29 protein-coding genes and 3 tRNA genes are annotated in these 26,355 nt (G+C 38.0%); 20 read left to right on the top strand and 12 right to left on the bottom strand.

The window, feature by feature from the left end; translation table 11 throughout:
- Nucleotides 1–100 precede the first annotated feature (100 nt).
- The 5 genes from D1868_RS01185 to D1868_RS01165 form a co-directional block, all read right to left on the bottom strand.
- Nucleotides 101–1,669, bottom strand: coding sequence for an acyl-CoA carboxylase subunit beta (locus D1868_RS01185; RefSeq protein ID WP_156004965.1), 1,569 nt, complete (start codon nt 1,667–1,669; stop codon nt 101–103).
- Nucleotides 1,670–1,750: 81 nt separating this feature from the next.
- Nucleotides 1,751–2,254: a biotin/lipoyl-containing protein gene (locus D1868_RS01180; RefSeq protein ID WP_156004964.1), complete on the bottom strand. Its 504-nt coding sequence runs from the start codon at nt 2,252–2,254 to the stop codon at nt 1,751–1,753.
- Nucleotides 2,254–3,792, bottom strand: coding sequence for an acetyl-CoA carboxylase biotin carboxylase subunit (locus D1868_RS01175; RefSeq protein WP_156004963.1), 1,539 nt, complete (start codon nt 3,790–3,792; stop codon nt 2,254–2,256). The genes D1868_RS01180 and D1868_RS01175 overlap by 1 nt, the downstream gene beginning before the upstream one ends.
- 205 nt (nt 3,793–3,997) lie before the next feature.
- Nucleotides 3,998–5,635 carry an ABC transporter permease subunit gene (locus tag D1868_RS01170; RefSeq protein ID WP_156004962.1) on the bottom strand — a complete coding sequence of 546 codons (1,638 nt, stop codon included), beginning with the start codon at nt 5,633–5,635 and terminating at the stop codon, nt 3,998–4,000.
- Nucleotides 5,632–6,345, bottom strand: a complete 714-nt coding sequence (locus D1868_RS01165; protein ID WP_156007905.1) for an ABC transporter ATP-binding protein — start codon at nt 6,343–6,345, stop codon at nt 5,632–5,634. Before D1868_RS01165 ends, D1868_RS01170 begins: the two co-directional genes overlap by 4 nt.
- A gap of 508 nt (nt 6,346–6,853) precedes the next feature.
- Between D1868_RS01165 and tatA the strand changes: the two genes are divergently transcribed.
- The 5 genes from tatA (at nt 6,854) to D1868_RS01140 (ending at nt 10,153) form a co-directional block, all read left to right on the top strand.
- Nucleotides 6,854–7,144, top strand: coding sequence for a twin-arginine translocase TatA/TatE family subunit (tatA, locus tag D1868_RS01160; RefSeq protein WP_156004961.1), 291 nt, complete (start codon nt 6,854–6,856; stop codon nt 7,142–7,144).
- Between the two features lie 20 nt (nt 7,145–7,164).
- Nucleotides 7,165–7,521 (top strand): hypothetical protein, encoded by a 357-nt coding sequence (locus D1868_RS01155; RefSeq protein WP_156004960.1) that lies wholly within the window; start codon nt 7,165–7,167, stop codon nt 7,519–7,521.
- Nucleotides 7,518–8,351, top strand: a complete 834-nt coding sequence (tatC, locus tag D1868_RS01150; protein ID WP_156004959.1) for a twin-arginine translocase subunit TatC — start codon at nt 7,518–7,520, stop codon at nt 8,349–8,351. The genes D1868_RS01155 and tatC overlap by 4 nt, the downstream gene beginning before the upstream one ends.
- 63 nt (nt 8,352–8,414) lie before the next feature.
- Nucleotides 8,415–9,662: a 3-isopropylmalate dehydratase large subunit gene (locus tag D1868_RS01145; RefSeq protein WP_156004958.1), complete on the top strand. Its 1,248-nt coding sequence runs from the start codon at nt 8,415–8,417 to the stop codon at nt 9,660–9,662.
- A complete protein-coding gene (locus tag D1868_RS01140; protein ID WP_156004957.1) occupies nt 9,659–10,153 on the top strand; it encodes a 3-isopropylmalate dehydratase small subunit in 495 nt (164 codons plus the stop codon). The genes D1868_RS01145 and D1868_RS01140 overlap by 4 nt, the downstream gene beginning before the upstream one ends.
- A gap of 233 nt (nt 10,154–10,386) precedes the next feature.
- Here the strand turns inward: D1868_RS01140 and bluB are convergent, their stop codons facing one another.
- Together bluB and D1868_RS01130 are read right to left on the bottom strand one after the other, a co-directional pair.
- The gene (gene bluB / locus D1868_RS01135; RefSeq protein ID WP_156004956.1) at nt 10,387–11,055 is read right to left on the bottom strand and encodes a 5,6-dimethylbenzimidazole synthase; all 669 of its coding nucleotides are present in this window, start codon (nt 11,053–11,055) and stop codon (nt 10,387–10,389) included.
- An 18-nt stretch (nt 11,056–11,073) separates the two neighbouring features.
- On the bottom strand, nt 11,074–12,237 hold the full coding sequence (locus D1868_RS01130; RefSeq protein WP_231112413.1) for a pyridoxal-phosphate-dependent aminotransferase family protein: 1,164 nt from the start codon (nt 12,235–12,237) through the stop codon (nt 11,074–11,076).
- A 117-nt stretch (nt 12,238–12,354) separates the two neighbouring features.
- On the opposite strand from D1868_RS01130, the gene D1868_RS01125 reads away from it, so the two are divergent.
- Nucleotides 12,355–12,666 carry a hypothetical protein gene (locus tag D1868_RS01125; protein ID WP_156004955.1) on the top strand — a complete coding sequence of 104 codons (312 nt, stop codon included), beginning with the start codon at nt 12,355–12,357 and terminating at the stop codon, nt 12,664–12,666.
- On the opposite strand, the gene D1868_RS01120 is transcribed toward D1868_RS01125, so the two are convergent.
- A complete protein-coding gene (locus tag D1868_RS01120) occupies nt 12,659–13,108 on the bottom strand; it encodes an EVE domain-containing protein (protein WP_156004954.1) in 450 nt (149 codons plus the stop codon). The two genes, D1868_RS01125 and D1868_RS01120, sit on opposite strands and share 8 nt — an antisense overlap.
- A gap of 186 nt (nt 13,109–13,294) precedes the next feature.
- On the opposite strand from D1868_RS01120, the gene D1868_RS01115 reads away from it, so the two are divergent.
- Together D1868_RS01115 and D1868_RS01110 are read left to right on the top strand one after the other, a co-directional pair.
- A complete protein-coding gene (locus D1868_RS01115; protein WP_231112412.1) occupies nt 13,295–13,552 on the top strand; it encodes a hypothetical protein in 258 nt (85 codons plus the stop codon).
- A gap of 105 nt (nt 13,553–13,657) precedes the next feature.
- A tRNA-Val gene (locus tag D1868_RS01110) sits at nt 13,658–13,746 on the top strand.
- 3 nt (nt 13,747–13,749) lie between these two features.
- On the opposite strand, the gene D1868_RS01105 is transcribed toward D1868_RS01110, so the two are convergent.
- Together D1868_RS01105 and D1868_RS01100 are read right to left on the bottom strand one after the other, a co-directional pair.
- Nucleotides 13,750–14,595, bottom strand: coding sequence for a CAP domain-containing protein (locus tag D1868_RS01105; RefSeq protein WP_156004952.1), 846 nt, complete (start codon nt 14,593–14,595; stop codon nt 13,750–13,752).
- Between the two features lie 48 nt (nt 14,596–14,643).
- Nucleotides 14,644–16,557 carry a beta-CASP ribonuclease aCPSF1 gene (locus D1868_RS01100; RefSeq protein WP_420824477.1) on the bottom strand — a complete coding sequence of 638 codons (1,914 nt, stop codon included), beginning with the start codon at nt 16,555–16,557 and terminating at the stop codon, nt 14,644–14,646.
- Between the two features lie 82 nt (nt 16,558–16,639).
- Here D1868_RS01100 and D1868_RS01095 point away from each other — a divergent pair, with 82 nt between their 5' ends.
- Nucleotides 16,640–17,692, top strand: a complete 1,053-nt coding sequence (locus D1868_RS01095; protein ID WP_156004950.1) for an NAD(P)-dependent glycerol-1-phosphate dehydrogenase — start codon at nt 16,640–16,642, stop codon at nt 17,690–17,692.
- Here D1868_RS01095 and D1868_RS01090 read toward each other — a convergent pair.
- Complete coding sequence (locus D1868_RS01090; protein WP_156004949.1) at nt 17,685–18,386, bottom strand: peptidylprolyl isomerase; 702 nt, start codon at nt 18,384–18,386, stop codon at nt 17,685–17,687. The two genes, D1868_RS01095 and D1868_RS01090, sit on opposite strands and share 8 nt — an antisense overlap.
- Before the next feature lie 88 nt (nt 18,387–18,474).
- Between D1868_RS01090 and D1868_RS01085 the strand changes: the two genes are divergently transcribed.
- The 10 genes from D1868_RS01085 to D1868_RS01040 all read left to right on the top strand — a co-directional run bounded on the left by D1868_RS01085 (nt 18,475) and on the right by D1868_RS01040 (nt 24,494).
- Nucleotides 18,475–18,660: a 50S ribosomal protein L37e gene (locus D1868_RS01085; protein WP_156004948.1), complete on the top strand. Its 186-nt coding sequence runs from the start codon at nt 18,475–18,477 to the stop codon at nt 18,658–18,660.
- Entirely contained in the window at nt 18,660–19,568 is a 909-nt protein-coding gene (gene speE, locus D1868_RS01080) for a polyamine aminopropyltransferase (RefSeq protein WP_156004947.1), read from the top strand. The genes D1868_RS01085 and speE overlap by 1 nt, the downstream gene beginning before the upstream one ends.
- Before the next feature lie 99 nt (nt 19,569–19,667).
- Nucleotides 19,668–19,779: transfer RNA gene (locus D1868_RS01075), tRNA-Ser, on the top strand.
- A gap of 90 nt (nt 19,780–19,869) precedes the next feature.
- Nucleotides 19,870–19,960, top strand: a tRNA-Met gene (locus D1868_RS01070).
- A 233-nt stretch (nt 19,961–20,193) separates the two neighbouring features.
- Nucleotides 20,194–20,880 carry a hypothetical protein gene (locus D1868_RS01065; protein WP_156004946.1) on the top strand — a complete coding sequence of 229 codons (687 nt, stop codon included), beginning with the start codon at nt 20,194–20,196 and terminating at the stop codon, nt 20,878–20,880.
- Between the two features lie 80 nt (nt 20,881–20,960).
- A complete protein-coding gene (locus tag D1868_RS01060) occupies nt 20,961–21,443 on the top strand; it encodes a hypothetical protein (RefSeq protein ID WP_156004945.1) in 483 nt (160 codons plus the stop codon).
- Entirely contained in the window at nt 21,440–22,342 is a 903-nt protein-coding gene (locus D1868_RS01055; protein WP_156004944.1) for a DUF1464 family protein, read from the top strand. Before D1868_RS01060 ends, D1868_RS01055 begins: the two co-directional genes overlap by 4 nt.
- The gene (locus D1868_RS01050) at nt 22,306–23,229 is read left to right on the top strand and encodes a nucleotidyltransferase domain-containing protein (RefSeq protein ID WP_156004943.1); all 924 of its coding nucleotides are present in this window, start codon (nt 22,306–22,308) and stop codon (nt 23,227–23,229) included. The genes D1868_RS01055 and D1868_RS01050 overlap by 37 nt, the downstream gene beginning before the upstream one ends.
- The gene (locus tag D1868_RS01045; RefSeq protein WP_156004942.1) at nt 23,198–24,088 is read left to right on the top strand and encodes a triphosphoribosyl-dephospho-CoA synthase; all 891 of its coding nucleotides are present in this window, start codon (nt 23,198–23,200) and stop codon (nt 24,086–24,088) included. Before D1868_RS01050 ends, D1868_RS01045 begins: the two co-directional genes overlap by 32 nt.
- Entirely contained in the window at nt 24,027–24,494 is a 468-nt protein-coding gene (locus D1868_RS01040) for a hypothetical protein (RefSeq protein WP_231112411.1), read from the top strand. The genes D1868_RS01045 and D1868_RS01040 overlap by 62 nt, the downstream gene beginning before the upstream one ends.
- On the opposite strand, the gene rimI is transcribed toward D1868_RS01040, so the two are convergent.
- Nucleotides 24,474–24,977, bottom strand: coding sequence for a ribosomal protein S18-alanine N-acetyltransferase (rimI, locus tag D1868_RS01035; RefSeq protein ID WP_156004941.1), 504 nt, complete (start codon nt 24,975–24,977; stop codon nt 24,474–24,476). The genes D1868_RS01040 and rimI overlap by 21 nt on opposite strands.
- Nucleotides 24,978–25,022: 45 nt before the next feature.
- Here rimI and coaBC point away from each other — a divergent pair, with 45 nt between their 5' ends.
- Entirely contained in the window at nt 25,023–26,261 is a 1,239-nt protein-coding gene (coaBC, locus tag D1868_RS01030; RefSeq protein WP_156004940.1) for a bifunctional phosphopantothenoylcysteine decarboxylase/phosphopantothenate--cysteine ligase CoaBC, read from the top strand.
- Nucleotides 26,262–26,355 lie beyond the last annotated feature (94 nt).

Genomic DNA, 26,355 nt, shown 5'->3' with positions numbered 1-26,355 from the left:
TTTAGCGGAGATTGTGAAACATTAAAGAAGTTAATTTTATTGATCAAAGCATTAGGAAGGGAGGTAAGGATCGAGAAAAAAGAAAATAATTTATGTTATATCATAGTGGAATATTACCGTGCTTCTTAGGATATCTATATTCTCTCTTATTCCTCAACATTTCAAGAGCAGCGGCTATAACTCTCCTAGTGTCTTTGGGTTCAATTACATCGTCAACCAATCCCTTCTCAGCTGCCCAGTATGGGTTGGCGAACAACTTCCTATATTCAGCTATCTTCTGCTTTATGAAGTCGTCTGGGTTACTTGCTTGTTGAATCTCTCTCTTATATAAGATCCTTACGGCACCCTCCGGTCCGGTTACAGCAATTTCTGCCGTTGGCCATGCGTAAACTAGGTCAGCACCTAAGCTCTTAATGCTCATGGCTATATGGGCTCCACCATAAGATTTCCTTACAATCATTGTTATCTTGGGTACAGTAGCCTCAGCAAAGGCATATAACATCTTAGCACCATGTCTAATTATTCCCTTATACTCTTGGTCTGTCCCAGGAACGTAACCTGGTGTGTCTACTAAGCTTATCAATGGTATGTTAAACGCGTCACAGAACCTGATGAACCTTGCAGCCTTATCAGCTGCATCAATATCGATTGAACCTCCGAACTCTTCTGGGTTATTAGCTACGATTCCCACTACGTTTCCACCGATCCTAGCGAATCCTACTATTATATTCCTAGCCCAGTGTTTGTGAACTTCTAAGAACTCGCCGTTATCAACTATTCTACTTATTATTTCTTTCATGTTATACGGTTTTGCTGGGTCATCTGGAATTATTTGATCTACTCCGCTAACATCTCTGTCCACTTGGTCACCAGTGTCCATGTAAGGTGGTTCTTCCATATTGTTTGAAGGTAAGTAAGATAACAATTTCTTCGCCGTGTTTATTGCTTCTTGTTCACTATCAACCATAAAGTGCACTACACCGGATTTACTAGCATGAACAACAGCTCCACCTAAGTCTTGGAAGGTAACTTCTTCACCTAATACTACTTTAGTGATCTCTGGACCAGTTACGAACATATAGTAAGCGTCTCCTTTGATCATGATAATGAAGTCGGTAAGTGCTGGGGAATACACTGCACCTCCTGCAGCTGGTCCAGCCATAATAGTTATCTGTGGAATTACTCCAGAGGCCATTACATTATTCTTGAATACAAGACCATATCCTTCTAGTGCCATTGCTCCTTCTTGAATTCTAGCACCACCTGAGTCATTAATTCCTACTACTGGTGCACCTACCTTAAGTGCTAATTCATAAATCTTTCCTATCTTTGCAGCGTGCATTTCCCCTAAGGTTCCGCCGATTTCTGTAAAGTCTTGAGCGTAAGCAAAGACAGTCCTTCCGTCTACCTTACCCCAACCGGTTACCACACCGTCACCATAATATCTTTCTTTATCAAGCCCGAACTCTGTAGCTCTTGTAGTGGCGAACGTCATAATCTCGTTAAACGAGCCTTCGTCAAATAATAGTGCAAGCCTTTCCCTTGCCGTTAGTTTACCTTTAGAGTGTTGTGCCTTTATCCTTTCGTCTCCTCCTCCTTTATACGCTTTTTCTTTTCTTTGCCTTAATTCATCTAATAATTTTTCATATGCGGATTTTTCAGCTGACATAGTTCTCCTCACCTACTGGTTATATATTTCCCATACTGAGTTTTAAATTTTTATACATTTTAAATATTTGAAAAAATCTTATTACTTAATTATTAATAATAAGTCTCCTTTCTTTACACCCTGTCCCGGCTTTATCATTATCTTTTGTACAGTTCCTGAAACTGGAGCTGAAATAACTGTTTCACTCTTCATAGCTTCAATAGATAATAACGGTTGTCCTTTGTTTACCACGTCGCCCTCTTTTACTCTTACTTGAACTATTCTTCCCTGCATTGGCGAGAGTATTTCGCCCTCTTTTCCTTTTATTAGTTCTTCTAAAGACTTTCCTTCCTCAACGGTACTCTCTGATATTCTGTCGATCTTGAAGAGTGTCTCATCATCTATTATGATAAACCCGTTGTCAAAGTGTACTCTATGGATCTCTCCGTTAACTTTGAATAATAACTCACCTTCTCTCCACCCAGGACCTACGTACTCTATTTCGTATTCTCCTATCTCAGTCTTTATCTTGTCTTTGTTGCCTTTTTGCTCGTAAGTCATAGTATTTACATCGCCTAAATCCGAAAATACTCTGAGTATTTTCATTACCACATCACCCTATAAGAAGACTGAGCTGCAATACCGTAGGTCTTCCATCCGGAGGATCTTCTTGTTGTATTTTGCTGCTGGTGTGTAGATATTGTTGCTTTCTTCATATAGCCTCTCTCATAAATTGATGCTGCTAATGCAGCCTTCATATCTTCCTTAGCCTTCAGGTATTTAACAAATTGTTCTCCTTTCTCTGAAATGTATGCTGTTGTGAATTTTCCTTTTAAGAAGTCCTCATCTCTGGATATCCACTTGTATAACTCGATAACGGTCTTAATTCCTCCAATCTTATAGTCATTTAATGCTCTTATACCAGCTTGTATTGCATATTCTCTGTTCTCACCATAAACGATTAATTTAGAAACTAAAGAATCATAATACGGTGGCACGTAGCTACCAGCAGTTATACCACTATCTACCCTTACTCCAGGGCCTGATGGCTCCTTGTAGTAAGTTACATATCCAGAGCTACCGGTGAAGTCATTTATAGGATCCTCAGCATTTATTCTATATTCTATAGCATGTCCTCTGTATCTCTTATTTAATTCCTCCTGCGTAAAAGGTAAATAACCATCAGCTGCGAGATTTATCTGCAACTTTACAAGGTCTATTCTGAATATCAATTCAGTTACTGGGTGCTCTACTTGTAGTCTTTTGTTCAATTCTAAGAAGTAGAATTCTCTAGTTGTTTCAGAGAATACAGTTTCAAATGTACCCAAAGTGTGATACTTTATAATTTGTCCGAACTTGATAATGGGTTCGAACATTCTCTCTCTGTCTTCCATTTTCAGAACTGGAGAAGGTGCTTCTTCTATTAACTTCTGGTTTCTTCTCTGGATAGTGCATTCCCTCTCCCATGCTACTACGTAATTTCCATGCCTATCTCCAATTAACTGGAATTCTATGTGCCTCGGATTAACAGCTGCTTTTTCAATATATAGATCAGTTTTACCGAAAGCTTGATGTGCTAATCTTTTATTCCTCTCCCAGACCTCTTGTAATTGCTCTGGATTATCTACTCTAGTTATACCAGTACCTCCTCCTCCGAATGCAGCCTTTACCATAATTGGGTAACCTATTTTTTCCGCTAGTTTCAGGGCTTCATCTAGGTTTTCTAATGGCCCGTCGGAACCGGGTGAAACGGGAACTCCTGCCATTTTAGCTATTCTCTTTCCGTCTAACTTACTCTTTATCGATCTCATTGCTTCTACCGAGGGTCCTATCCATGTCATGCCTGCTTTTACTACTGCTTCCGCGAAGTCAGCGTTTTCTGATAAGAATCCGTAACCAGGGTGGACAGCATCTGCATGCGCTTTTTCAGCAGCGTCGATAATTGCCTGAATGTTCAGGTAGCTCTGTAACGCAGGAGCAGGACCAATATAATAAGCTTCATCAGCATACTTCACATGTAAAGCGTATTTATCAGCTTCAGAGTATACAGCAACGGCTTTCATTCCCATCTCTTTAATCGCCTTCATTACTCTTACTGCTATTTCTCCTCTGTTTGCTACGAGAACTTTATTGAATGGTGGCATTTTAAGTCATAACATTATTGTTTTAGGGGTTTAAAAGGTTTTAACTTTACAAATTGTTTCGTGTAAATTTAAAAAAAGAAAAGTTCAGAGCTCGCGCTTTGTCATCATACTCAGTTCCCGGATTCCACATCATCTTTTTCAAAATATAAGTCGAGTATAATAAATTCATAAGCAACTGTTCGAGGTAAAGCTGAGAAAAAGGGGTTTAAGCTAAGTATATTCCTTCTTCTGCTACATACTTTTGCCTAGATAAGTCCATAAGTTTTCTAGTAAATAGTATTGAGTATAATACTACTATTATTCCGAAGAGAAAGGAAAGCCATGCTGCGTCTGCTATGTCTCCCACATTTGTGTAATAGACTATGTCCCTCATCATCCCGGTTCTAACGTATAAGTTATGTCCATTTATTATGTTAGGCCAGAATTCTGCTATTGCTAAACCACCCCATGCACTATTTATGGTGCTTGACAAACCGGTAACTATGTAAGGTAATGTGCTCGGGAGTACTATACTTCTCATCTTCTCAAAGAAACCTAACTGGTAGTTTTTCATAATTTCCCAATACTGTGTAGGCATGTTCTTTACCCCTAGCCAGAAACTGTAAAATACGTAATAAAACGTAGATATAAAGCCGATAAATAGCACATAAAACTCATTGGTGAAAGGTCCAAAGACTTCGTGAACAAGCGGTAAAGTAACTAGATAAACTAGGGGGAAATAAGCAGGGGCAGGTAATGCAGCAAAGGACTGGATCACTGGAATTACTACTTTCTCAACTCTCTCGTGAGTAGCTAGATAATAACCTAGAAATACAGCAAGTAAAAAGGAAACTCCAGTTATTATTCCTACTCTCAGGTAATCGACACCTATAGCGACTAAATCCACTGGTATTGAAGAAATTAGCTGAGCCCATTCGGTAGAGGGTACGGATATTATAATTCCGACAGCACCGTATATAATTAAGACTAGCAATACTACGGCTATAGTCCCACCTACAATTTTCCATAATTTTTCTCTTTTATGTGGCTCCTCGTAATAGTCTTCAGTGGAACTTCTCCTGAGTTTGTCTAAAGTAGGAAATACTCTTGCAATTTTAGTGAAAGTTGGCAAACTGTTTGTAACCCTTAAAGAACTTCTTATATTAAGCCTCCCTTTCTTTCTAACAATCATCTCTGTGTCTAAACCGTATTTAGAAACGCTATACTTTGCAAATTCCCTGAGTAAGTATGTTATTACAGCTACAAAGATTCCGATTACAGCTACACCTTCTAAAGCTCCTAGGTAGTTTCCTTCTTGGGTTAAATTAGCTATGACTGAACCTATGCCGAAAACTTCAAAATTTCTAGTACCTACACTAAAAACCTCACTTACGGTTATGTAGAATAAGCCATCAGAAAAACTCGACATTAGCTCAGAAGCTATCCGCGGAATAGAATATGGAATGTAAAGCTTTAGCATCTTCCCCCAAAAACCTAGTTTATAATTTTCGGCGACTTCTATTAAGTCATGAGGAACTGTCTTAAAAGCCTGATAAATGCCCATCCAGATATTCCATACTGTTGCTGTGAACACTAAGAAGAGTACAGCTAATTCTATACCTAAGCTACCGCCAATATCGTAAACGAAGAAGATAAATACTATAGGTAGGAAACTAAAGACCGGTACTGACTCGAAAACTTCACTTAAGCTAATATAAGTGTTTTCAAAAACCTTGCTCTTAATAGAAGCCCATGCTAGAAACCACCCACTAACTATGGAAAATAGAATAGTTATCCACACTCTTCCTATAGATGTCAACGAAGCTAAAATAAGAGTAGGAAGTATGGAGAGAAAGTCGGTCAAATAATCTCACCTTTTCCATCTGTTAATTTCTTTTTAAGGGTTGGGCTCAATAACTTGTAAAGAGTATCTACGTACTCTTGGAATTTGGGGTCGTGTGGATCCCTCGGTCTTGGTAAGTTAATTTTTATATCACCGACTACAGTGGCGGGTATACCGTTTAAGACATAAACTCTATCCGCCAGCTCTACAACTTCGAATAAGTTGTGAGATACTAATACTACCGTCTTCAATGGAGAATCTTCACTAAACAGCATTTGGTAAACCTCTTGCCTAAGACCCTCAGCTGTCAACTCATCTAAGTGAGAGAAAGGTTCGTCCATAAGAAGGACTAGAGGTTCAGCAGCTAATGCTCTAGCTATGGCTATTCTTTGCCTCATTCCTCCGCTCATTTGTTTAGGATAGAAGTTCTCAAATCCTGATAATCCAACCAACTCAAGCATCTTTTTAGCGATCCTTATTTCCTCCTCTTTAGGGAGTTTTCTATACTTTAACCCGAGCCTAACATTATCAAGGGCTGTCATCCAAGGGAATGTAGCTATCGATTGATGGATAAGCGCTATCTTAGGAGAAGGTTGAAGAACTCTCTTCCCTAATAATCTCACTTCTCCCTCTTTTGGTTGAACGAATCCTCCCAGAATTCGCAACAAGGTTGATTTTCCTATTCCAGAGGGGCCAACGATGGCAACTAGTTCATGATCGCGCATTTCCATGTTAACATGTCTTATCACGAAGTTGCCCTCAACGTAAGCATACCCAAGGTCTATCGTCTCTAAGATTCTTCCATCTGACCACCTAAGGCAAAGGTCTTTTAACCATTTAAAAATTTTACTCTTAATTTAGAGAGATTATATTTAGGTAATTTAGATGGGCGTAAAAGATATCCCAAAAACAAACTAGAAGTTTTTATAAATTTAATGAAATATATAGGGATATAAGACTATTTAGTTCTAGAAGTTATCTGTATCTTTTAAAAAGAACTATAGTTATATTAATTCTAGTAATTAAATCTAATTATGTATTTTTACATTATACAAGTAAATTAAGTATAATTATGAATAAGCATAACATTTGCTACTACTAATGCTTAAATCTCTGAAATAGTATTTATCAAATAACTAGTTAAAATATGCTTACTTTATCATAATTTCGTTTGCTATTTATTTTAAGCTAAGTGAAAGTTTATTAGTTTGAAATACAAAAATTTAATAGTGATAAAATATGGTAGGGCTAGCTCCTAGTGACTTAATAATACTAATCATCGTAGCCGTAATATTGTTCGCTGGCGCAAGTAAAATCCCTGAGATCTTTAGGTCTTTAGGTAGGGCAACTGGCGAATTCAAGAAGGGTAAGATGGAAGCCGAAATGGAGTTAATGCAAATGCAACAAGCTCAAAACCAGAATTTCCAACAGCCTCAGTCTTCTAAAGAAGCAGAACTACAGAGAAAGATTGAAGAGCTACAGAAACAGTTAGAGGAGCTCAAAAAGCAGCAAAGGCAGCAGAATAGCTGAATCCCCTAAAGGTGGGGGGTATGATTAATTCAATAGATGATTTTTTGGTTTTGGTATTGGTCGGTCTCCTCCTTTTTTCAGGTGATAAGAATTCCTTATCCGCTATAAAATCTGCTATTAGAGGGTATAACGAGCTCAAGAGAAAACAGAGTGAATTAGTGAGTGAACTTAGGAGAGAATTAGAGGATGTGACAAACTCTACTGATGAAATAGTAAGAGAGACTACTCAAGTAACTTCTAGAGCCTTTAGGGAGACGTCGACTACTTTTAACGACGCAGCTAAAGATATAAGAGTAAAGATCTTGGAAGAAAGAATAAGGGAATTAGAAGAGGAAATTGAAAGGCTTAAAAAGCAACAAGGTGGTGTTAATAAATGAGCTATCAGAGACAGACTCAAGACAAGGAGTTACCCTTACTGGAGCACATTAAGGAATTAGCCACTAGGATTAAAAGAATAATTATGATTTTGGCTTTTTTCTTCATGCTGTACTTTATGTTTGGAATTACATTCATAAAAGTAGGTTCTTTTACAGTTCCGATTCTTTATCCTTCACTATATCATAGTATAGCAGTGATATTTGTTAGGGATTTTATAGACAGGGAATTACCGGTCGGGCTAAAACCCATAGTTATAAATACCTTGGATCCTATGTTTTCTGGTCTATCAGTAGCGGCTTATCTAGCTTTATTTTCAGCCTCCCCGTTTATTGCTAGGGAGTTTTGGGCTTTCGTAGCTCCAGCTCTATACGAGCGCGAGAAAAAATTCATCAGGATGACTATAATTCCCGCTGTACTCCTTTTTGCGGCAGGTTCTGCATTCGCGTATTTTATAATTATTCCCTTTATGTTCCTCTTTGTCTATAGGTATGATATAGCGTTAAATATTGACCCAACACTTAGCTTTAAGTCGATAGTCTCAACGATTTTACTGCTCATGACGGCTACTGGTATAGCATTTGAGTTACCATTAGTGATGGCTGGAATGACAAAGTTAGGTTTAGTGAAACCTAAGACTTGGTTACAAAACTGGAGATGGGGTGTTATGATTTCCTTTATAATAGCATGGATAATATCACCGGGTACTACGGGTGGGCTCATAGAGACAATTATAGGTATAATCCTTTCCGCTTTATATTTTGCCGGAATAGGAGTATCCTACTTAATAGCTAAAAAGAGCAATAATTTGGAAAAAGTGCTCACTAAATAGTTCGAAATGGAAACCATCAACGGTATAAATATTTATTTTTACCCTTTCTAACTTATCTACCCGATGTCTCAAACATTAACTGAAAAAATTTTGAGCAGAGCTGCCGGGAAAAACGTGTCTCCTGGTGACGTTACAGAAATCAAAGTGGATATAGCGGCGTTTCACGATCTAACAGGTTACCACGTAATAGAGGTCATGGAGAAAGCCGGAATGTTAAAAGTGTTCGATAAGAGTAAGATAGTAATAGCGTTTGATCACTTAGCTCCACCGCCTGATGTCAGAAGTGCAGAAATTCAAGATCAAATAAGACATTTTGTAAAGAACTTGTCAATACCGAACTTTCATGATATAAACGTTGGTATATTACATCAGCTATTGTTGGAGAGGTATGCAAACCCCGGTTATGTAATAGTAGCAGCAGATAGTCACACTACAACTTCTGGAGCAGTAGGGGCTTTCGCACAAGGATTAGGTGCAAGTGATGTAGCTGCTGCAGTGATAACTGGGAAGACATGGGTAGTGGTTCCTGAACCGTTTAAGATTACATTAGAAAGTAAACCTAACAAATGGATAAACGGTAAAGACGTAGCACTGAAAATACTTGGAGATTTTAAGGCGGATTACTTCAACGGTATGGCTATAGAGGTGTTTGTAAAAGAGCCTTCAGCATTCCCAATGGACTTTAGAGCAACTGTATCAAACATGGGAATAGAAATGAATGCAGATGCTCTGATGTTTGTTCCAGACTCCGAGACAGTGAACTATATTAAGACTATGAGGGGCTATGAGCCTCCAGTTATTCAGCCTGATAGTGGGGCTAAGTATAAGGACGAGTATACGATAGACCTTTCGAAGTTAGAGCCATTAGTTGCTGCTCCTCACAGTGTAGATAATGTAAAGACCGTAGGCGAAGTAGAGGGATTAGAAGTGGATCAGGTGTACATCGGTTCATGTACCAACGGTAGACTTAGTGATTTTGAAATGGCAGCTAAGATAATGAAGGGTAGAAGGGTCAAGACAAGGTGTATAGCTATCCCTGCTTCTTATGATTTGTTCAAGAAGGCTATGGAATTAGGCTATATTGATACTCTAGTCCAAGCTGGATGTGTAGTGACTTACGGGACATGTGGCCCATGTTTGGGAGGACACTTTGGAGTCGCTGGACCGGGTGAGGTGATGGTGTCAACGAGTTCAAGAAACTTCAAAGGTAGGATGGGAAGCCCAGACTCAAAGGTATATCTAGCTGGACCAGCTGTAGCTGCAGCTACTGCTGTTGAGGGTAAAATAACTGACCCGAGGCGATTCTCATGATAGTAGAAGGAAAGGTTCTAAAATTCGGAGATAAGATAGACACTGACATTATTATTCCAGCTAGACACTTGAAGTACACTGACCCACAATATCTAGCACAACATGCGATGGAGCCTTTAGATCCTGAGTTCTACAAGAAAGCATCTCAGGGAGTTATACTAGTTGCGGGTAAAGTTTTTGGAATGGGCTCCTCTAGGGAACAAGCTGCTATTGCTTTGAAGGCGGCCGGGGTAAGGGCTGTAATTGCTGAATCTTTTGCTAGAATATTCTTCAGAAATGCTATCAATAACGGTCTTCCAGTAATAATACTTCCTGACGCTACTAAGAAGATAAATCAAGGTGATTACGTTAAGGTAAATGTGGAGACTGGGGAAATAATAGTCAATGACAACATTACACTAAAGGGGAAAGGTATAACTGGGATGCCTCTAGAGATATTAAAATCTGGTGGAATACTTTCGTTCTTAAAGACTGCTAGATCTACGAACTAGAACGAAACAAAAATCCTTATCTTTTAGTAAATATATTTTTTCCTTAATGAATAAAATTATTTTCGGCTTACTCTCTCTGTTTTTAACAATTATTGACGTTAAGATAGGACTATATGCAATTAAAGATATCTATGGCGAGAAGGTTTTTTCACTTGCGATTTCAACACCGTTCTTATTGCTTTATATACTTAGTGTGTTTTTTGTAGAGTATCTTGTAGTGTCTACTCTAGGAACTAAAATTTTGAATTTCTTAAGACATTTATGAAACTCTCATCGGGTTTTTTGCCAAAGGTGTCTATGTAAACTAGTTCTTCTAACGGTAGTCTATTAAGCCAACCTTTTTCTTCAAGTTCTGGTCTCTCAGGGAACTTTTCTACATAACCTAACGTTAAATAAGCTACTAAATCAACGTGTTCTGGGATCGAAAGAATCCTCTTTACATCTTCCTTTTTGAAAAAGCTTACCCATCCTACACCTATGCCTTCTGCAGTAGCTGCAAGCCACAGATTTTCTATGGCTAGAACAGTGCTATACTGGCAGAGTTCGGGCATCGTCATTCTGCCTAAGACATAGGGAGCAAATCGTGTTGGATCGCATGTTACTGCTAAGTTGATAGGGGTATCTAGTATCGCCTCAATCTTTATTTTGTCAAAAATCTTTTTCCTGTCTTCAGGTAATAAGTTTCTAAATCTTTCTCTCTCAACTTCTACTAATTCCTTTATCCTCTTTCTTGTCTCTATATCTTTTATCACTATGAAGTTCCAGGGTTGAGAAAAACCTACCGAAGGTGCATAATGAGCGGCTAACAAAATTTTAGCCAAAACATGGTCTGGTATGGGCTTATCTTTAATGTAGTAACTTCTTACATCCCTCCTCTTTTTAATTGCCTCATATAAGTCCATATGGATAATCTATCCAGACTATGTTAAATAAGATTGTGCTGCCCTCACTCCTTCGCCTACTCTGATGTCTTCTCCTAATCTTTTAAGGGTTCTCTCTAATGCAGATATGGTAATTATTGCATCGTTAGGGGTAACCCAGCCCATGTGACCTATTCTAACGTATTTACCTTGTAATGACGGATGTACCCCTGGGGCTATTTCTACTCCCTCTTTTACGATTTCAGAAAGAACATCTTGTGCTTTAGCTTTCCTTAACATCACTCCAGTCACTGTGTTACTATAGGCTTCTGGTCTCTTTGCTACTATTTCTAATCCCATCCCTTCAATACCAGTCCTTATAGCCCCTGCTACTTTCTCGTGTCTTTTTACTCTGTTCTCTATTCCTTCATCTTGTATTAACTTCAGTGCTTCATTAAGCATGAAAACAGTATGGACTGGAAGTGTAGAGAAGTAAGCCGCTTTACCTTCCTCCATGCTCCTCATCACTGGTAACCAATTCTTCAGGTCAAGGTAATAACCAGCTATATTATCTTCTCTCAAGTGTTTCATGGCGTTTTCCGAGATTACTAAAAGACCTAAACCTGGGGGAGCTCCTATCGCTTTCTGACTAGCCGTTAAATAGATGTCAACATCCCAATCCTTAGCTTTTACTTCTTCTGCACCTACGCTTGACACGCCGTCTACTACTACTATATCTACGTAGTCCTTTATCTCTTTGACACTTTCCTTTATTGGATGTCTTACACCAGTACTTGTCTCCACGTGGGTAAACGTAATAAGCTTGTAATGTTTTTGCTTTACCTTTTCCTTTACAGAGTCTATTGAAACATAATCTCCTGCTTCGGCTTTGAGATAATCTACTTCTACTGGGTACTTTTTGAATATGTTTATCCATCTGTCTCCGAAAACTCCGTTTGACACTACTAGTATTTTATCTCCTTTTGTTAAAAATGACGTAACGCTTTCCATAGCAGACGTGCCACCACCAGGTATTATGAAAGGTTGGTATGTGTCGTCTACTTGGAATAAGTACCTTAGTCCTTTCAGAGAATCCCTAAATACATTTACAAACTCTTCCGAGGTGAAGCCTACGTTATTTTTTAGACCCGCATAAAGAACTTCTTCGTATATGTCTACGGGTCCTACATGCATAAGTAGTTTTTTGTTTTTTATTAAGTTCATGGGTAATAATATGTTACTAGAAGGTAAAATATCCTATCCTTTATAGGGAATACTGTTAACTAGGTAAATGTTCCGACCTCATGTCTTTTATTATATTATCGAAATAATATATATAACATGAAAGACGTTATTGACTACACTATTGTTAGGAAAACTTATGAGAGTTACCTCAAGGAGATAGCTTATTGTAAGAATGACAAAGAATTGCGATTAGTAATCAAGAGGTTCTTATACTTTCTAAAAGAAATGTATATAGAAGCTGTAGGAGAGAAATTAAGGGCGTATATTCAACACCACATTAAAATATCAAGGAATATTCTAATACTAATGAGATTGAAGTACTTGATAATCTTCATCTATAACTTTCTCCTCGAAAGACTAGTCAAGGAGTTAATTAACGCGATTAAGAACTTCATATCGGTTATATGAATATTGATTCCCTAAGGCATTGCTCTATTAATTGAACGTCTATGAAAGGTACGGGTCTCTTAAGGTTGGCTGGAACATTTCTGAGATACTTGGAAAACTGATATTTGTCTTCGATGAAGTGTACTTTTTCAATAATGTCCTTGGATGCACACTCACCTACTATAATTTTTTCCAATTTTATTCTATAAATATAAATTGGTTTATTTTTTATTTTTTCTTCAGGAAACAATATAGTGTTATCCACAAACCAGTCTGATACAACCTTATAAATCCCTACAAATTTCCCCCCGTATTTCTTTGCGTAGTATTTATTCACGTAAAATATTATCCCGTCGTCCTTTTTCACGTACTGTTTGATGTTCTCCTTATTGTAACCATAAATGTTTGTTGAGAAAATTGTCTCCCAAAAGTCTTCTTGTACGGGGATTATCCAGTAAGCCACGGTTATCAAAACTCCCCTGACTATTTAAGTATGACGTATTTTTCCAAATAATTTAAAATAATTTCAAAAAAGAAAATTGTATACAATCACTGTTGACACTTTTTTTACTTTAAGTCCACCGTAAAAGTTTAATCTTACAAGGAAAATGAACCTAAAACTTAATAAGACATAATTGATCAAAACCATGTGAGAAAGCTTTTTGCATTTATAACACCAGAGAGAGACGATTCCTTAAGAGATTATGAGATCAGGATGCTAAGAAACATATCCAAAAGGTTCAACTTAGGTAGGCTTATAGAGTATGATAGATGGGATGACGGCGATATAAGGTATATAAATGCCTTATTCGAAAAAGGAAAAATAAGAATGAAATATATGGAAGGAAAAGAAGCAATAGCAGAAATAAAACAGTGGAGAAAGGAATCGTTAAGGTCAGAAGAGTAAAATCTAGGATGTATTAGGCATAAGCCTTTACTTTCCCCTTTTCTACTTTTTCCTAAAATAGTTTAAGCCTTAATCTTTTAAGCGAGTACTTTTTATTTTTATAATGGGCCCGTCGTCTAGCCTGGTTAGGACGCCGCCCTGACGACCTAGGGTTAGAGCGGCGGAAATCCTGGGTTCAAGTCCCAGCGGGCCCATATCTACTTTACAAGAAAGGAATACATCATAATCCCGCACTCTCCAATCTTTCTCTTAGTATATGGGCTCCAATGGATTTTTCTCTTATCCTCAGCGTAAAGTAGAATCGTATATACTCCCCTCGTGAAAAATTTAAGCGGGAACTCTACTTCGATAATACTTGAATCCATTCTCCACTTATAAGGTCTTATTGTCTCAATGCCTTTATAATAGTGGGGCTTAGGTATTACTCCAGCAACTGGCTCTCCTAAGGAATAACTGTGTTCATTGATACGATCAGGTTTTATCTCGTCCCTATAAATGATTAATTGCTTTGGAATGAAGTTATCGTCCGTTAACCTACCTTTTAAAGAAAAAATTCCGTTACTTATTTTCGGTGTAGAAATCCAATCAACTCTTGCATTTATCATTGCTACGTCTAGATATATCTCATTAAAGTTAAAAGATACAGAAATATCTGCATAGTTAAAACAAGGATCGAGCAAAGTATCTCTATGGAACCATCCTTCATCTGCGTCATTATATACCATATCGTAAAGTAACTTTTCACTAATTTGGACAGTTGATGAATAAGAAAGAGGTGTATTAGACCATGCGTATCCAATCGATTCTTCCATGTAGTAATAATTGCCTAGAGTCGTAAAGAAAAGCTGAGGGGCTATTCCAGTTACGTCATAATGGCTGAAAACTCTCGTCTTTACCATATAGGCTGATCTAAAGTGGGCGAAACCGGTATTTGCATACCTCACGCTGGGTACATTATTCTGTATTCTCAACGTATTAAGGAAATTTATTAGACGTAATGATAAAGAAAAGTCAAAATTAGCCTTTTCGTTTCTAAGAACCATATTCTAGCGTATATCTTGGAAGTTAAAGTTTAAAACAATTAGGATAGTCTACACTAATCGTAAGCTGTCTAAGATCTGTGGCGTATATATTTTCGTGCCTCTTAGCCCTAGTTTTTCTTTTTCTCTCTCAACTTGTCTTCTGAAAGATTCTATAGCATTAGGTTCGCCGTGATTTAGTACTAGATTCCTAGGCTTAGCACTTAAGTTACGTAAGTAGTACAAGAGTTGCCTTCTGTCAGAGTGCCCTGAAAATCCTTCAACATGATTTACTTCCATCTCTATCCTTATATTTTCTACTCTTCCATCTCTATCTATAATCTGAATTTCTTTTACCCCATCTCTAACCTTTCTACCTAAGGTTCCTTCAGCCTGATAACTTACGAAGATTATTGAGTTCTTACTGTCTGGTGCCATAGTTTTGAAAAACTCTACTGCAGGACCGCCGTTTAGCATTCCAGAAGTAGCTAAAATTATTGAAGGTTCTCCTTGGGCAATATCTTCTCTAAATCCTTCTATCCTATGGAAGAACTCAGATGTGAAAGGGTTTTCATCTTTGTAAAGTATTGCCTCCCTGACTTCTCTGCTTAACATTTCAGGATATGCATTATGTATTGCTGTGATCTCGTCAACTAATCCAGTAACGTATATTGGTACCTCTGGTATCTTCTTGTTTTTCATCGCCTCATTCAACACTAACATTATCTCTTGCCCTCTACCTACCGCCAGAACTGGAATTAGCACTCTACCACCCCTATTTAACGTGCCATTTATTATGTTGATTAACTTCTCTTCCGCCTCTTCCCTTCCTTCTTGTTCTTGTGCACCGTAAGTTGTTTCCATTATCATAGTGTCTACTCTTAAAAACTCGTCATTAGCTTTATCAAGTAATTTAGTCTTTGCATATTTGAAGTCACCAGTATAAACTATGTTATGCGTCCCTTCTCCTATGTGTAGATGAGCCATAGCTGAACCTATGATATGTCCAGCGTTGTAGAACGTAAGCTTAACGTCTGGGGCTATGTCTGTTACTTCCTCGTAATCTAAAGTTATCGTGTGGAGTAGTTCCTTTCTTACTTCCTTAGCAGTGTAGGGCGTTGGTCTACCTTCCTTCTCAGCCACGTCTAATGCGTCTAATTGCATTAAAGCCATTATATCCCTTGTAGGCGCAGTAGTGTACACTGGCCCATTATAGCCGTACTTGAATAGGAGAGGAACCATTCCACAATGATCTAAGTGAGCATGAGTTACCACTACGGCATCAATATCCTCCAACCTCACTTGGTCAATATCAATCCTCGGGTAGAACTTCTCTCCTCCCGTAACACTAGGGTTTAGTCCCACGTCCAATAGGATTTTGCTTTCAGGAGTCTCTACTAAAACTGCTGATCTACCTACTTCGTAAAATCCGCCTAATGCAGTTATTCTAACGTATCTATCTTTGAACAACAACTCCCTGTGTATTCTTTCTCCAAAAACTTTCAGGATTTTTGCGTGGTATTCGGTTTCGTTGTATATATGGGTGAGGATACTGTCTATAGTCCTAGATTTTATTGGAGGTTCCCTGACAATAACAGGTCTCCAATAAGTTTCATAAAAGATTTTGTTCTGAAGTGTTCCTCCTTTTCCTATTACGAGTCCAGGCTTCTTTGCCTTTATTAAAACTTCACCTAACTCGTCATCAAACTTTATGTTCACAATTTCAGCTTCTTTCGGTACTAAATTCCTTATAATTTCTTCTGTTTCTTTCTTATCTTTTCTAGCTTTTTCATCAGCTTTGATAACTATTCTTTTCTTTATATCTTTAGCTATCTTCTTTACTATTTCACCTTTATCAGCAAGCACTGAAGGGTTCCTTACGTAGACTGCGATCTCAGGCCCCTCGAACTCGATTTTTGTTATGTTGACTTCTTTAGGTAGATTTCCATATATTGCTGATATTATATTTAATCTAACTGAACTCACAGTATTCACCAACTCTAAAGAAGTAGACTTACAAGCTCATGTATAGCAACTTTTAATATTTAAATTCTTGTTATGTACAATTGTGGAAAGTAAAGAACATGTAATTGATCTACCGAAGAGAGTTTATATAGGCAATGACGTTATTTTAAACGTTAGGGAATATTTGACTTCTCTAAATCTATCCGATCCCTTTCTAATAGTTACAGGTCCTATAGTTAGGAAAAGTGCAGCGTCAAAACTTCTCGAGTCAATAGGAGATTTTAAGCATGAAGTGATAGAAGTCCAAAGTGCTGACATAGAGGAAGTGAATAGAGTAGGTGAATTTGCAAAGCAGTTCAAGGCTAATACTATAATAGGTATTGGTGGGGGTAGTGTAATAGACGTCGCCAAATACGTTGCATTTAGGATAGATAAAGAATTCATTAGTATACCTACAGCCCCATCTCACGATGGCATAACTTCACCTTTTGCTTCAATAAAAGGGTTAGGGAAGCCCATATCAGTTAAGGCAAAAGGACCTTTGAGTATCATAGCTGATATTCAAGTACTTTCATCAGCTCCTAGAAGGCTCATAAACGCAGGAGTAGGAGATACTCTTGGTAAATTCATTGCAGTAAGGGATTGGAAATTATCTTCCAAGATTACCGGAGAATATTACGGTGATTATACTGCCTCTTTAGCTTTACTATCTGCAAAGCATGCGCTGTCCTGCACGAAGCTCCTTAACAAGGATATAAGGGCTGGTGTTAGAGTCCTAGTTGAAGCACTTATAAGTAGCGGAGTAGCCATGGGGATGGCAGGTAGTACTAGACCTGCAAGTGGTTCTGAGCACTTATTCGCTCATGCGATAGAGATGTTATACCCAGGAAAGGGTCTCCACGGCGAGTTAGTTGCTATAGGGACTATTCTAATGGCTTACGTTCATGGAATCAACTGGAGGAAGATTAAAAGAGCTATGAAAAGAGTAGGCTTACCTACTAAAGCCAAAGAAATAGGAATCCCTGATGAAGGTGTTATAAAGGCATTAACAATCGCTCATAGCATAAGACCTGAGAGATACACTATTCTGGGAGACAGAGGGTTAAGTTGGAGTTCGGCTGAAAAAATTGCTAAGGAAACTGGTGTAATTAGCTGAAGTTAGATTTGTTAAAGGTCTCTATGAATAACACGTTAGCGTCAGGCAATACGTAGGTTATTATATCCTTTGCAGTAACGTAAATCCTTGACTGCAGATCCTCCACTAAGTAAAGTTCCTTGGGAACAGTTATCTTAACTTCTTTCTTATCATTACTTATCTCGACAGTAAACTTGTCTACGTTAGAGCTACCGAAGTATCTTTCCAAAAGTGCTTTTACTTTATCTAGTTCTGTTTCCGCTACTTTTACGACCTTTATCTTGTATATTAATGTCCTTCCAGCTAGCGGATGATTATAGTCTAGGACAACTCTACCTCCAGTGACACTTTTTACTACGGCGATACTCCCGTTACTCATCCTTAACATCATGTTAGGATAAGGTCTAATACCTTGTTTCCTCAACTCCCCTAATGACATCGTTTTTACTTTATTTGGATCTCTCTCACCGTAAGCTTTTTCCGGTGGTATTTCTATTTCTTTTTCTTCTCCCACACTCATTTGGTATAGGGCATCCTCAAGACCTTTTATTACAGCTCCTTCACCCAGAATCACGAGTTTTGGTTTGTAAATTTTTTCATTATCATAAATATTAGCTTTTTTAGCTTCCTCTTCAATAGTTGTATCGAATATTTCTCCAGTATCTTTTATCTTTGCTACGTAGTCAATATAGACAAAATCTTTGTCTTTAAACATTGAGTATCTAAAATTAGTTGAGCTACTAGTTTTTAAAGCTAAGCAAATAAAGTTATAAACAAGTTAGTTAATCAGATTGTGAAAGGTAATGAAAGGTACACCCTCATTCGGTAAGATGAATAAAGGAGCTACTCATATTAGATGCAGAAGATGCGGTAGAAACTCGTTTAACGCCAGAAAAGGATACTGTGCAGCTTGCGGCTTCGGGAAGACTAAGAAAATCAGGAGATATAGTTGGCAAAACAAGAAGGTAAACGGAGTGAGATTAGTATAATGTATGAATGGCACTGGCACATAGAATGGCAAACTCCTTATGAGTATCACGCTCACGCTATAAAGAGGGTTATCGCGGAGGAAAGGAGCGAGTTCCAGAGAGTTCTCTTGGTAGAGCTTTTCAGGTTCGGAAAAAGCCTGATAATTGACGGTAAAGTACAGTCTACTGTTTCAGACGAGTACATTTACCACGAGACTTTAGTTCACCCTCTTTTAATAACTCTAGATAACCCTAAAGAGGTATTAATATTAGGTGGGGGGGAGGGGGCTACACTTAGAGAAGTTTTGAAGCATAAAAGTGTAAATAGTGCTGTGATGGTGGATATTGATCCCGTAGTAATAGACTTTGCCAAAAAGTATCTTCACGAATGGCACCAAGGTAGTTTTGACAATCCAAAGAGCAAACTAATTATAGGAGATGGTTATAAATTCGTGAAAGAGACAAATCAGAAGTTTGACGCCGTCATTTTAGACCTTACGGACCCAATTAAGGATTCTCCTTCTCAGCTCCTTTACACTGTGGAGTTTTACAAACAAGTAAAGGGAATTCTAAAGGAAAATGGAGGTTTAGTGACTCAAGCTACTTCTCCTTCATTTAGTTTGGACACGTTCTCGGCTATTTATAACACGTTGAGAAACGTGTTTAAGTACGTCAGTGCTTCCATAGTTTATATACCAGGATTTGACAGCCTATGGGGATTCGTATATGCTTCGGATTATCGCAGTCCTTCCTCGCTCACTGCTGAGCAAGTTGACGAGCTGATAAAAGAGAAGATTAATGGCGAACTGAAGTTCTATGACGGTGAGACTCACGAGATGATCTTCAGCATACCTAAGCACATTAGGGTTAAACTTGAGAACGAAAAAAGGGTATCTACGGAAAAAGAGCCCATAGCAGTACCAGCATGAATTGTGTTAACTTTCCCATATCTGTTTAATTTTCTAAAAAGAATTTACAATTTTTACCCTACCGTACAACTTTTAAGTTCATACACAAAAGTAATAAATGCCGGGGTGCCCGAGCGGACCAAGGGGGTAGGCTCGAGACCATTTCCAGCGTTCAGAGGCGTGCGACCTACTGCCTCTCTGAGGCACGCGGGTTCAAATCCCGCCCCCGGCGTTATTTCAAATTTTTGTAGTTTTCATCGTATTACTTCATAGAAAGCTTTAATTACATATCACATGAAAGAGATATTAGCGGGGAAATAGTAGCGGCGTAGGGTAGCCAGGTATCCCGCGGGGCTCATAGGGTCTCAACCTGAGACACCCCGAGATCCCAGGTTCAAATCCTGGCGCCGCTACCTTCCCCGCTACTTATGATGACAAAGAGCCGAATGGACGAGTGACATTTACTGTGGGCAGCCACTGAAGAACTATTTATCTACTTACTAAGATAAGAATAGTAATAGATCTACACCTGATCAAACAAACGAGATCTTATAATAAATATATTAAAGCTATTATTCAATCTGTTGAAAAATATAAGCAGTTAACGAAAATGTTTTAATACTAAAAACCGTTAATTCATGATAACGTGGCGAAGAAAAATAATAAGCCTAAGAAAGATGACGAGAAGGTACTCACATCCATTTACAAAGATGCCCTACGTTCCTTAGACGAGATGGAAGAACTCATACGTTTACAACTTAATCTGAAATATACTTCACTTGATGGTAAAAGCAGAAAGGAAGTGGAGGTACGTACTCTTTACCTCAGTAATATTGTTAAGCAAACAACATACTCTTTTAAGGCCACCCGCGATATAGATATCGTAGAGTACCTTGCGAATTACCTATTATTTGCTTATATAACTAAAAAGAATAGACAAGGATACTTACGTGTTCCACTATCAGTTTTCAGTAAATTAGACAAGAATATGATTGATGAAATTTTCTCATGGTATGACATCGTTACGTCAGAATATGCTGATAGTATTAAAGAACTGATTATGCAAAAAGATATAATAACTGAGGCTGATATTCGAAATTTGCTTGATAAAACCCCCATACTAATGGATATCTCTTCCCTAATAATAGTTAATAAGGATCAAGGAAATCTTAACGAAAATAGATTCTCTGTAGCAGTTATGATACAAGGGTCAACTAAAGACCTTACGATAAGAATTGGTGAGATCCTGAGGAATTTCTTCACACGTTTAGGATTTAAAGTTGAAGGTCAACAATTTTTAGAGCAAAGTATAAAATTTTCTATAATTATTTAGGTGATCATAACTATTATGATATATAACGTTTATATTAATGGATATACATTTGTATACATATGGGAAGAAAACCGTGTTTTATGGATGATGAGTTATATGATAAAATTAGGAAATACTGTAATAAAAGTGGAAAGACTATTTACGATGCTACAAATGAGGCAATAACAATTTATATTAGGTTAATAAATTCTGGGGTAAATATATCTTTATTCTTAACTGAGTTAGAACTTTATAATGTATTAAAACAAGGTGAAGTCTTACGGATTAATTCCGATGTACCACCAGAAACTCTCGCAGCTATTTTGGGGACTTATTTAGAGGTAAAGAAATACGACATTATTAGTATTCTGAATATATTGGTGAGCTTCATTGATGGGAAACTCCTACCAATAGCACCGAATGATAAAGACTCTTCTACTGATGATGAAAACTCTTTTACCTACTCTTTTAAAAACGAAAAGAGTGCTATATATTTCGCAAATGTAACTGAATCCTTAGCTAAGATATTTAATGTAAGTTTAAAGGTTAAGAGGGATGGTACGGTTGTAAGGGTTACGAAATGATTTTTGCTGGAGTTGACCCCGGTAGTAGGACGTATGAATTCGCCTTTGTCGACGAAATGGGGAGGATAATAAAGTTTTTCTCCTTTCCTACAGAGCTAGTCAGTAAAGCATCAAGTACTCTGGTCAAAGCTATATCCGACCTTAGACCTTATGGAGTAGCACTACCTTCAGGACACGGGTTGCCGTTTAAGAGGGTTTCAGAAATCACTGATAAAGACATTTTCCTCATGACCCTAAAAGACCCTGAGATTGAAGGTCCTCTACGAAATTTTATAATTTCAGCTAAGTTATTACATAACGCCTTTACCGTACCTGGAGTTATAGAGTTGAAGAGCGTAGATGAGAGCAAGAAAATTAACCTCGTAGACATGGGGACTGCTGATAAAGTTGCTTCAGCTTTCTTCTATAGAACCATGTACGATAGTTTTGTCTTAGTTGAAGTAGGTTCTTCTTTTTCGTCATTTCTAGTAATAATTGACGGGAGAGTTATAGACGGGTTAGGAGGAAGCATATTGCCTGGATTAAACTCGGCTGGTTTCCTAGATGGTGAAGTGGCTTACTTATTATGCAAATACTCAAAGATAAGCAAAGAAACTATATATACTCGAGGAAATTGGGCTTTGGGATTAAAACTCTTACAAATACTCTCGGAGTGGTATTCTGCTCATTATAACATACCGATCATAATATCTGGTAGTAAAAAGTGGGAAGTACCTTTCGGAATTAAGCATAACTTCAAATTTAAGGAGTCTGCTGTAGGTTCGGCATATATAGCTAATTCTTTATTCGGAGGGATATTCAGAGATTATGTTGACTTCCTCGAAAGCTCAGGCACACCAATAGATTACGTGAGGTTGAAAGGATGGGAAGAGATTATTTCCTTGATAAAGACATTGTAGTGGACAAGGAGAGAAACATATACTTAGTATTCTCTAATGTAAACCCTTACGGTTATATCTATGCCATGATAAAGTACGTCTATACGGGAAAGGGATTATGGAAAGGATACGAAAGAGTGCTGAAATATTACGGTGTAAATAACATGCTTAAACTAAGTCAAGAGTTCCTCATGGAACCATGCTACGGTGTAACTTTCCCTGTATTAAGACTTTCCAATGTTTCAAAGCATTTGAAACCAGAAGAAAAAGCGTTAGAATTAATTAAACACACGTCTGGTTCTAAACATGAAATCTCATTTCTCGAACTTTATACAGCCTTAGGAGTAAGGCAATTAGGAATAACGGGGAGCTTTTTAGCGGGGATCAACCATGAAAACTCGGACCTCGATATAGTAATATATGGTTGTGAAGACGCTCTGTATGTTATGAATAACTTTGAGGGATTTGAGGAAGATAGAGATTGGATCGTTGAGACCTCACGTAATTACGGGCTAACTTTAGACTTTTCTAAGCAATTATATGATAAAAGGACTCGGGGGGCTATAAAAGGAATAAAATTCTCTATCCTCTTTGTGGATCCAAGACCGGAGAGGCCTTGTAAAGAAGTATGCAAAAGAAAGGGGGAGATTACAATAACGGCTGAGATTGAAAAGGGGAGTTGTGACGTACTATTTTACCCGTCTAAAGTTATTTTGCACAACGTCAACGTGGTCTCAGGAGAAGTGGGACTGAAACCAGAAATTTTAGTGTCTTACGAGGGGATATACTCCACACTCCTCTTTAAATCGAGGAAAATTGAAGCTAAGGGGATGCTAGTTGAATGTGAAAAACCCATCATAGTTGTAGGTGATAGGGATGTCCCTGGGTACATTAGAAGAATTTTGTAACTCTATCTCTTTCATCCTTTCTTCGTCTACTGTAGAAGAAGCATTTTATGATAAACCTGGTAATGCGTCGAGACGGAGGGACATTAAATCTGTAAGCTTTAAGGACTTAGTACTTTCTGCACTAGTATCTAAGGAGTATTATAAAGAATTGTGTAAACGGGGACTTAGGAGAGAGAAACCTTTGTTTGATTCTTTATACAAGGCTGTACTAAAAAGTATGGAATTGGGAGTAAATTTCGCTATTTTAGGCACGTTTATCCAAATGATCCCTATAGCTTATTCCTCTATTTCCAGATCCCTAGATGAGACGCTAAAAAAAGCCTCGGTAACCATCAGGAGTTTAGACGAGAATGACTCCATTTATTTCTCAAAGTCGTTGCAAATATTAGGATTAAGTTACTTGGGCAAGATAGACAGCGGTTTCGACTATAGAACTATAGGAAAAGTCTCCCTTTACGAAGTCTTACTACACTCATCCTCAGATAGTGCAGTCAAAAATATGCTCGAAGATTATAAGTACTCTAGGTTAGTTGTCGATAAGATCGAAAAACTGGGAATGGAAAAAGGTGTACTCGAAGGTTTTCTATCAGTCCTATGTCAAGTCCCTGACGGGCTAATATGGAGAAAGCATGGGGGAAGGGTTGCTATAACAGTTTCTAAAATGTCATGTGAAGCTTTAGAAAATCCGAAATTAATAAATGAACTAGATAGGTTCCTTTTGGAAAATGGATATAACCCGGGCTCTACAGCAGATATAGTGGCTGTGGGGATTGCTTTTTTCAAACTAGGTGAGTGGTATGGCAAAAATGGCGTTAATTACTTTAACTCCATGCAAAGGGGATGTGATAGAGTTCCTTAATTTGTTAAGTGTAGATTACATAATAGGCTTAGGAGATGTAGAATGCCCTCAGTACATATCTAACTATTACGGAATACTCGGTGAAATGGATAACGTAACAACTCAAAAGTACCTGAGGCAGAAGAACAAGCTGATCACTAAAACCTTTGGAAATTTATCTATAGACTTCTCTACTAAGATTGTTATAACCCACTTCCAACCTAGGACATCCTACGGTTCACAAGTGATTCTGGGGAAAATACTCTCAGAATCCCCAGAACTACTTATTCACGGTCATTTACGATCTCAGAAGGAGTATAATGTAGTAAAAACAAGAGTATATTCAGCAGGTAGTCTGGAAGAAGGTTATTATCTAATTTTCGATTCGTCTAATAATTCAGTAGAGCTAGAGAGGGCGAGCCATTAAATAAGCGTCTTCTCCATCTGCATAATAGTGCTTTAACACCTTTACTTCGGAAAACCCTAGTTTTTTATAAAGCGAAATTGCTGGCGCGTTTGTCACCCTCACTTCTAAATAGACCTCTTCAGCCTCGTATACATCCTTCATGGCCTTCATGGAGTTCTGTAAGAGCGCCGTACCGATTCCCATTTTCCTGAATTTTTCCAATACCGCTACTGAAACTACGTGACCCTTCCTGACTAAGGTAGGTATCTGCTTAACGTTGCTAAATCCCCACTCTATTCTGGGCATGATATATCCTACTACTTCTCCGTTTATGTCGGCAACATAAAACGCACCACCGTATTCCTTTAAATGTTCTACGAAGAAGTAGTATGGGTAATTTTCTGGGAGGGTGAGTCTGTTGATCTTTACAATCTGGTCTATATCTGTCATTCTTGCCAATCTAACTATAAAAGCTCCGTATTTCTTCGTTTCGGCAAACTCCATAATATAAGGTTTTTATCCGTAGTTTAAATTTATGTCTGACACTTAATGGTACACCCATCCAAGAAGATTATCGGAGAGATATCGGAAGAACTTAAAGGTAAGAAGCTTTTGCTTGGCGTTACCGGAAGTGTATCAATTTATAAGTCTCTAGATCTGGCTAGGAGCTTAATGAGAAGGGGAGCCGAAGTAAAGGTGATAATGAGCGAAGATGCGAGTAAGCTTATCTCACCTACTATGTTCCATTGGGCCACAGGTAATGATGTTATAACACAAATAGGTGGTGAACTGGAACACGTAGAGTTGGCAGAGGACTTCGACGCATTTATTATAGCCCCTGCAACGGCTAACACAATCTCAAAAATTGCTAACGGGATAGTGGACACTTCAGTAACACTTACGGCTCTGAACTTCATAGGAATGAAGAAGAAGGTAGTAATAGTCCCAGCAATGCACTTACCAATGTATCATTCCCCTCAGTTAAGGGACAATTTGGAAAAGCTGAAATCATTCGGTGTAGAAGTAATAGAACCTATGATAATCAAGGACTTAGCACACTACCCAGAAGTAGAATATCTAACTCAGTATATAGTCACTTATATGCTTAGGGGTAAAGACTTGACAAGTTTTAGAATTGTAGTTACCGCTGGACCGACCAGAGAGTTCTTTGACCCGGTGAGATTTATCTCAAACCCCAGTAGCGGGACTATGGGAGTTGATATAGCTAACGAGGCTTACTTCAGGGGAGCTGACGTAGTATTAGTCCACGGGCCTTTGTCTACGCATCATAAACCGTATGTTAGGACTATACCAGTAACTACAACGTCGGAGATGGCAGAGGAAGTGGAAAAATTAGTCAAGGAGGGTTACGATATAGTAATCCTAGCAGGTGCCCCTGCGGACTTCAGACCGGTGAGCACTGCAGAAAGCAAGATTGACAGTCATACTGTAGTTCCGGAGATAAAATTGGAAAAAACTCCTAAGATCTCTTCAACGATTAGGAAATACGATGTGTTCTTAGTGGGTTTTGCGGCAGAAACTGCTAAGGATGACGAAGAATTAATAGAGAAAGCTAAGTTAAAGAAAGAAAGGCATAAATTCGATATGATCGTTGCGAATAACGCTAGTAGAAAAGATATAGCTTTCTCGTCTGAGTTCAATGAAGTCATCATTATCAGTAACGACAAGATCGAGAAGTTAGGTAAGGATTACAAGAGCGTAATAGCAAGAATTTTATTAGACAAGATAAAAGAGGAATATATGAAAAGAAAGGGTAGAAATAATTGAGTCTTTTTAGATTCATTCTATATAACGTTGGAAAATTGTTCTCCTTGTCATAACGTAGTTTATGGAATGTTATTCAGCTTTAAGTTTAAATTCT

This window comes from Stygiolobus azoricus, from assembly GCF_009729035.1.
In the GTDB taxonomy this organism is placed as follows: Archaea; Thermoproteota; Thermoprotei_A; order Sulfolobales; family Sulfolobaceae; genus Stygiolobus; species Stygiolobus azoricus.
Note: the sequence above shows the minus strand (reverse complement) of the source record. Positions and strands in the feature narration are given on the sequence as shown.

Coding starts and splice junctions, on each gene's coding strand:
- D1868_RS01145 (WP_156004958.1), top strand. CDS start 8,415: ATGTCTCAAACATTAACTGAAAAAATTTTGAGCAGAGCTGCCGGGAAA.
- D1868_RS01140 (WP_156004957.1), top strand. CDS start 9,659: ATGATAGTAGAAGGAAAGGTTCTAAAATTCGGAGATAAGATAGACACT.
- D1868_RS01185 (WP_156004965.1), bottom strand. CDS start 1,669: ATGTCAGCTGAAAAATCCGCATATGAAAAATTATTAGATGAATTAAGG.
- D1868_RS01180 (WP_156004964.1), bottom strand. CDS start 2,254: ATGAAAATACTCAGAGTATTTTCGGATTTAGGCGATGTAAATACTATG.
- D1868_RS01045 (WP_156004942.1), top strand. CDS start 23,198: ATGTCCCTGGGTACATTAGAAGAATTTTGTAACTCTATCTCTTTCATC.
- tatA (WP_156004961.1), top strand. CDS start 6,854: ATGGTAGGGCTAGCTCCTAGTGACTTAATAATACTAATCATCGTAGCC.
- bluB (WP_156004956.1), bottom strand. CDS start 11,055: ATGGACTTATATGAGGCAATTAAAAAGAGGAGGGATGTAAGAAGTTAC.
- D1868_RS01125 (WP_156004955.1), top strand. CDS start 12,355: ATGAAAGACGTTATTGACTACACTATTGTTAGGAAAACTTATGAGAGT.
- D1868_RS01105 (WP_156004952.1), bottom strand. CDS start 14,595: ATGGTTCTTAGAAACGAAAAGGCTAATTTTGACTTTTCTTTATCATTA.
- D1868_RS01050 (WP_156004943.1), top strand. CDS start 22,306: ATGGGAAGAGATTATTTCCTTGATAAAGACATTGTAGTGGACAAGGAG.
- D1868_RS01060 (WP_156004945.1), top strand. CDS start 20,961: ATGGATGATGAGTTATATGATAAAATTAGGAAATACTGTAATAAAAGT.
- D1868_RS01165 (WP_156007905.1), bottom strand. CDS start 6,345: ATGGAAATGCGCGATCATGAACTAGTTGCCATCGTTGGCCCCTCTGGA.
- rimI (WP_156004941.1), bottom strand. CDS start 24,977: ATGGAGTTTGCCGAAACGAAGAAATACGGAGCTTTTATAGTTAGATTG.
- D1868_RS01090 (WP_156004949.1), bottom strand. CDS start 18,386: ATGTTTAAAGACAAAGATTTTGTCTATATTGACTACGTAGCAAAGATA.
- D1868_RS01130 (WP_231112413.1), bottom strand. CDS start 12,237: ATGAACTTAATAAAAAACAAAAAACTACTTATGCATGTAGGACCCGTA.
- tatC (WP_156004959.1), top strand. CDS start 7,518: ATGAGCTATCAGAGACAGACTCAAGACAAGGAGTTACCCTTACTGGAG.
- D1868_RS01155 (WP_156004960.1), top strand. CDS start 7,165: ATGATTAATTCAATAGATGATTTTTTGGTTTTGGTATTGGTCGGTCTC.
- coaBC (WP_156004940.1), top strand. CDS start 25,023: ATGGTACACCCATCCAAGAAGATTATCGGAGAGATATCGGAAGAACTT.
- D1868_RS01055 (WP_156004944.1), top strand. CDS start 21,440: ATGATTTTTGCTGGAGTTGACCCCGGTAGTAGGACGTATGAATTCGCC.
- speE (WP_156004947.1), top strand. CDS start 18,660: ATGTATGAATGGCACTGGCACATAGAATGGCAAACTCCTTATGAGTAT.
- D1868_RS01175 (WP_156004963.1), bottom strand. CDS start 3,792: ATGCCACCATTCAATAAAGTTCTCGTAGCAAACAGAGGAGAAATAGCA.
- D1868_RS01040 (WP_231112411.1), top strand. CDS start 24,027: ATGGCAAAAATGGCGTTAATTACTTTAACTCCATGCAAAGGGGATGTG.
- D1868_RS01085 (WP_156004948.1), top strand. CDS start 18,475: ATGAAAGGTACACCCTCATTCGGTAAGATGAATAAAGGAGCTACTCAT.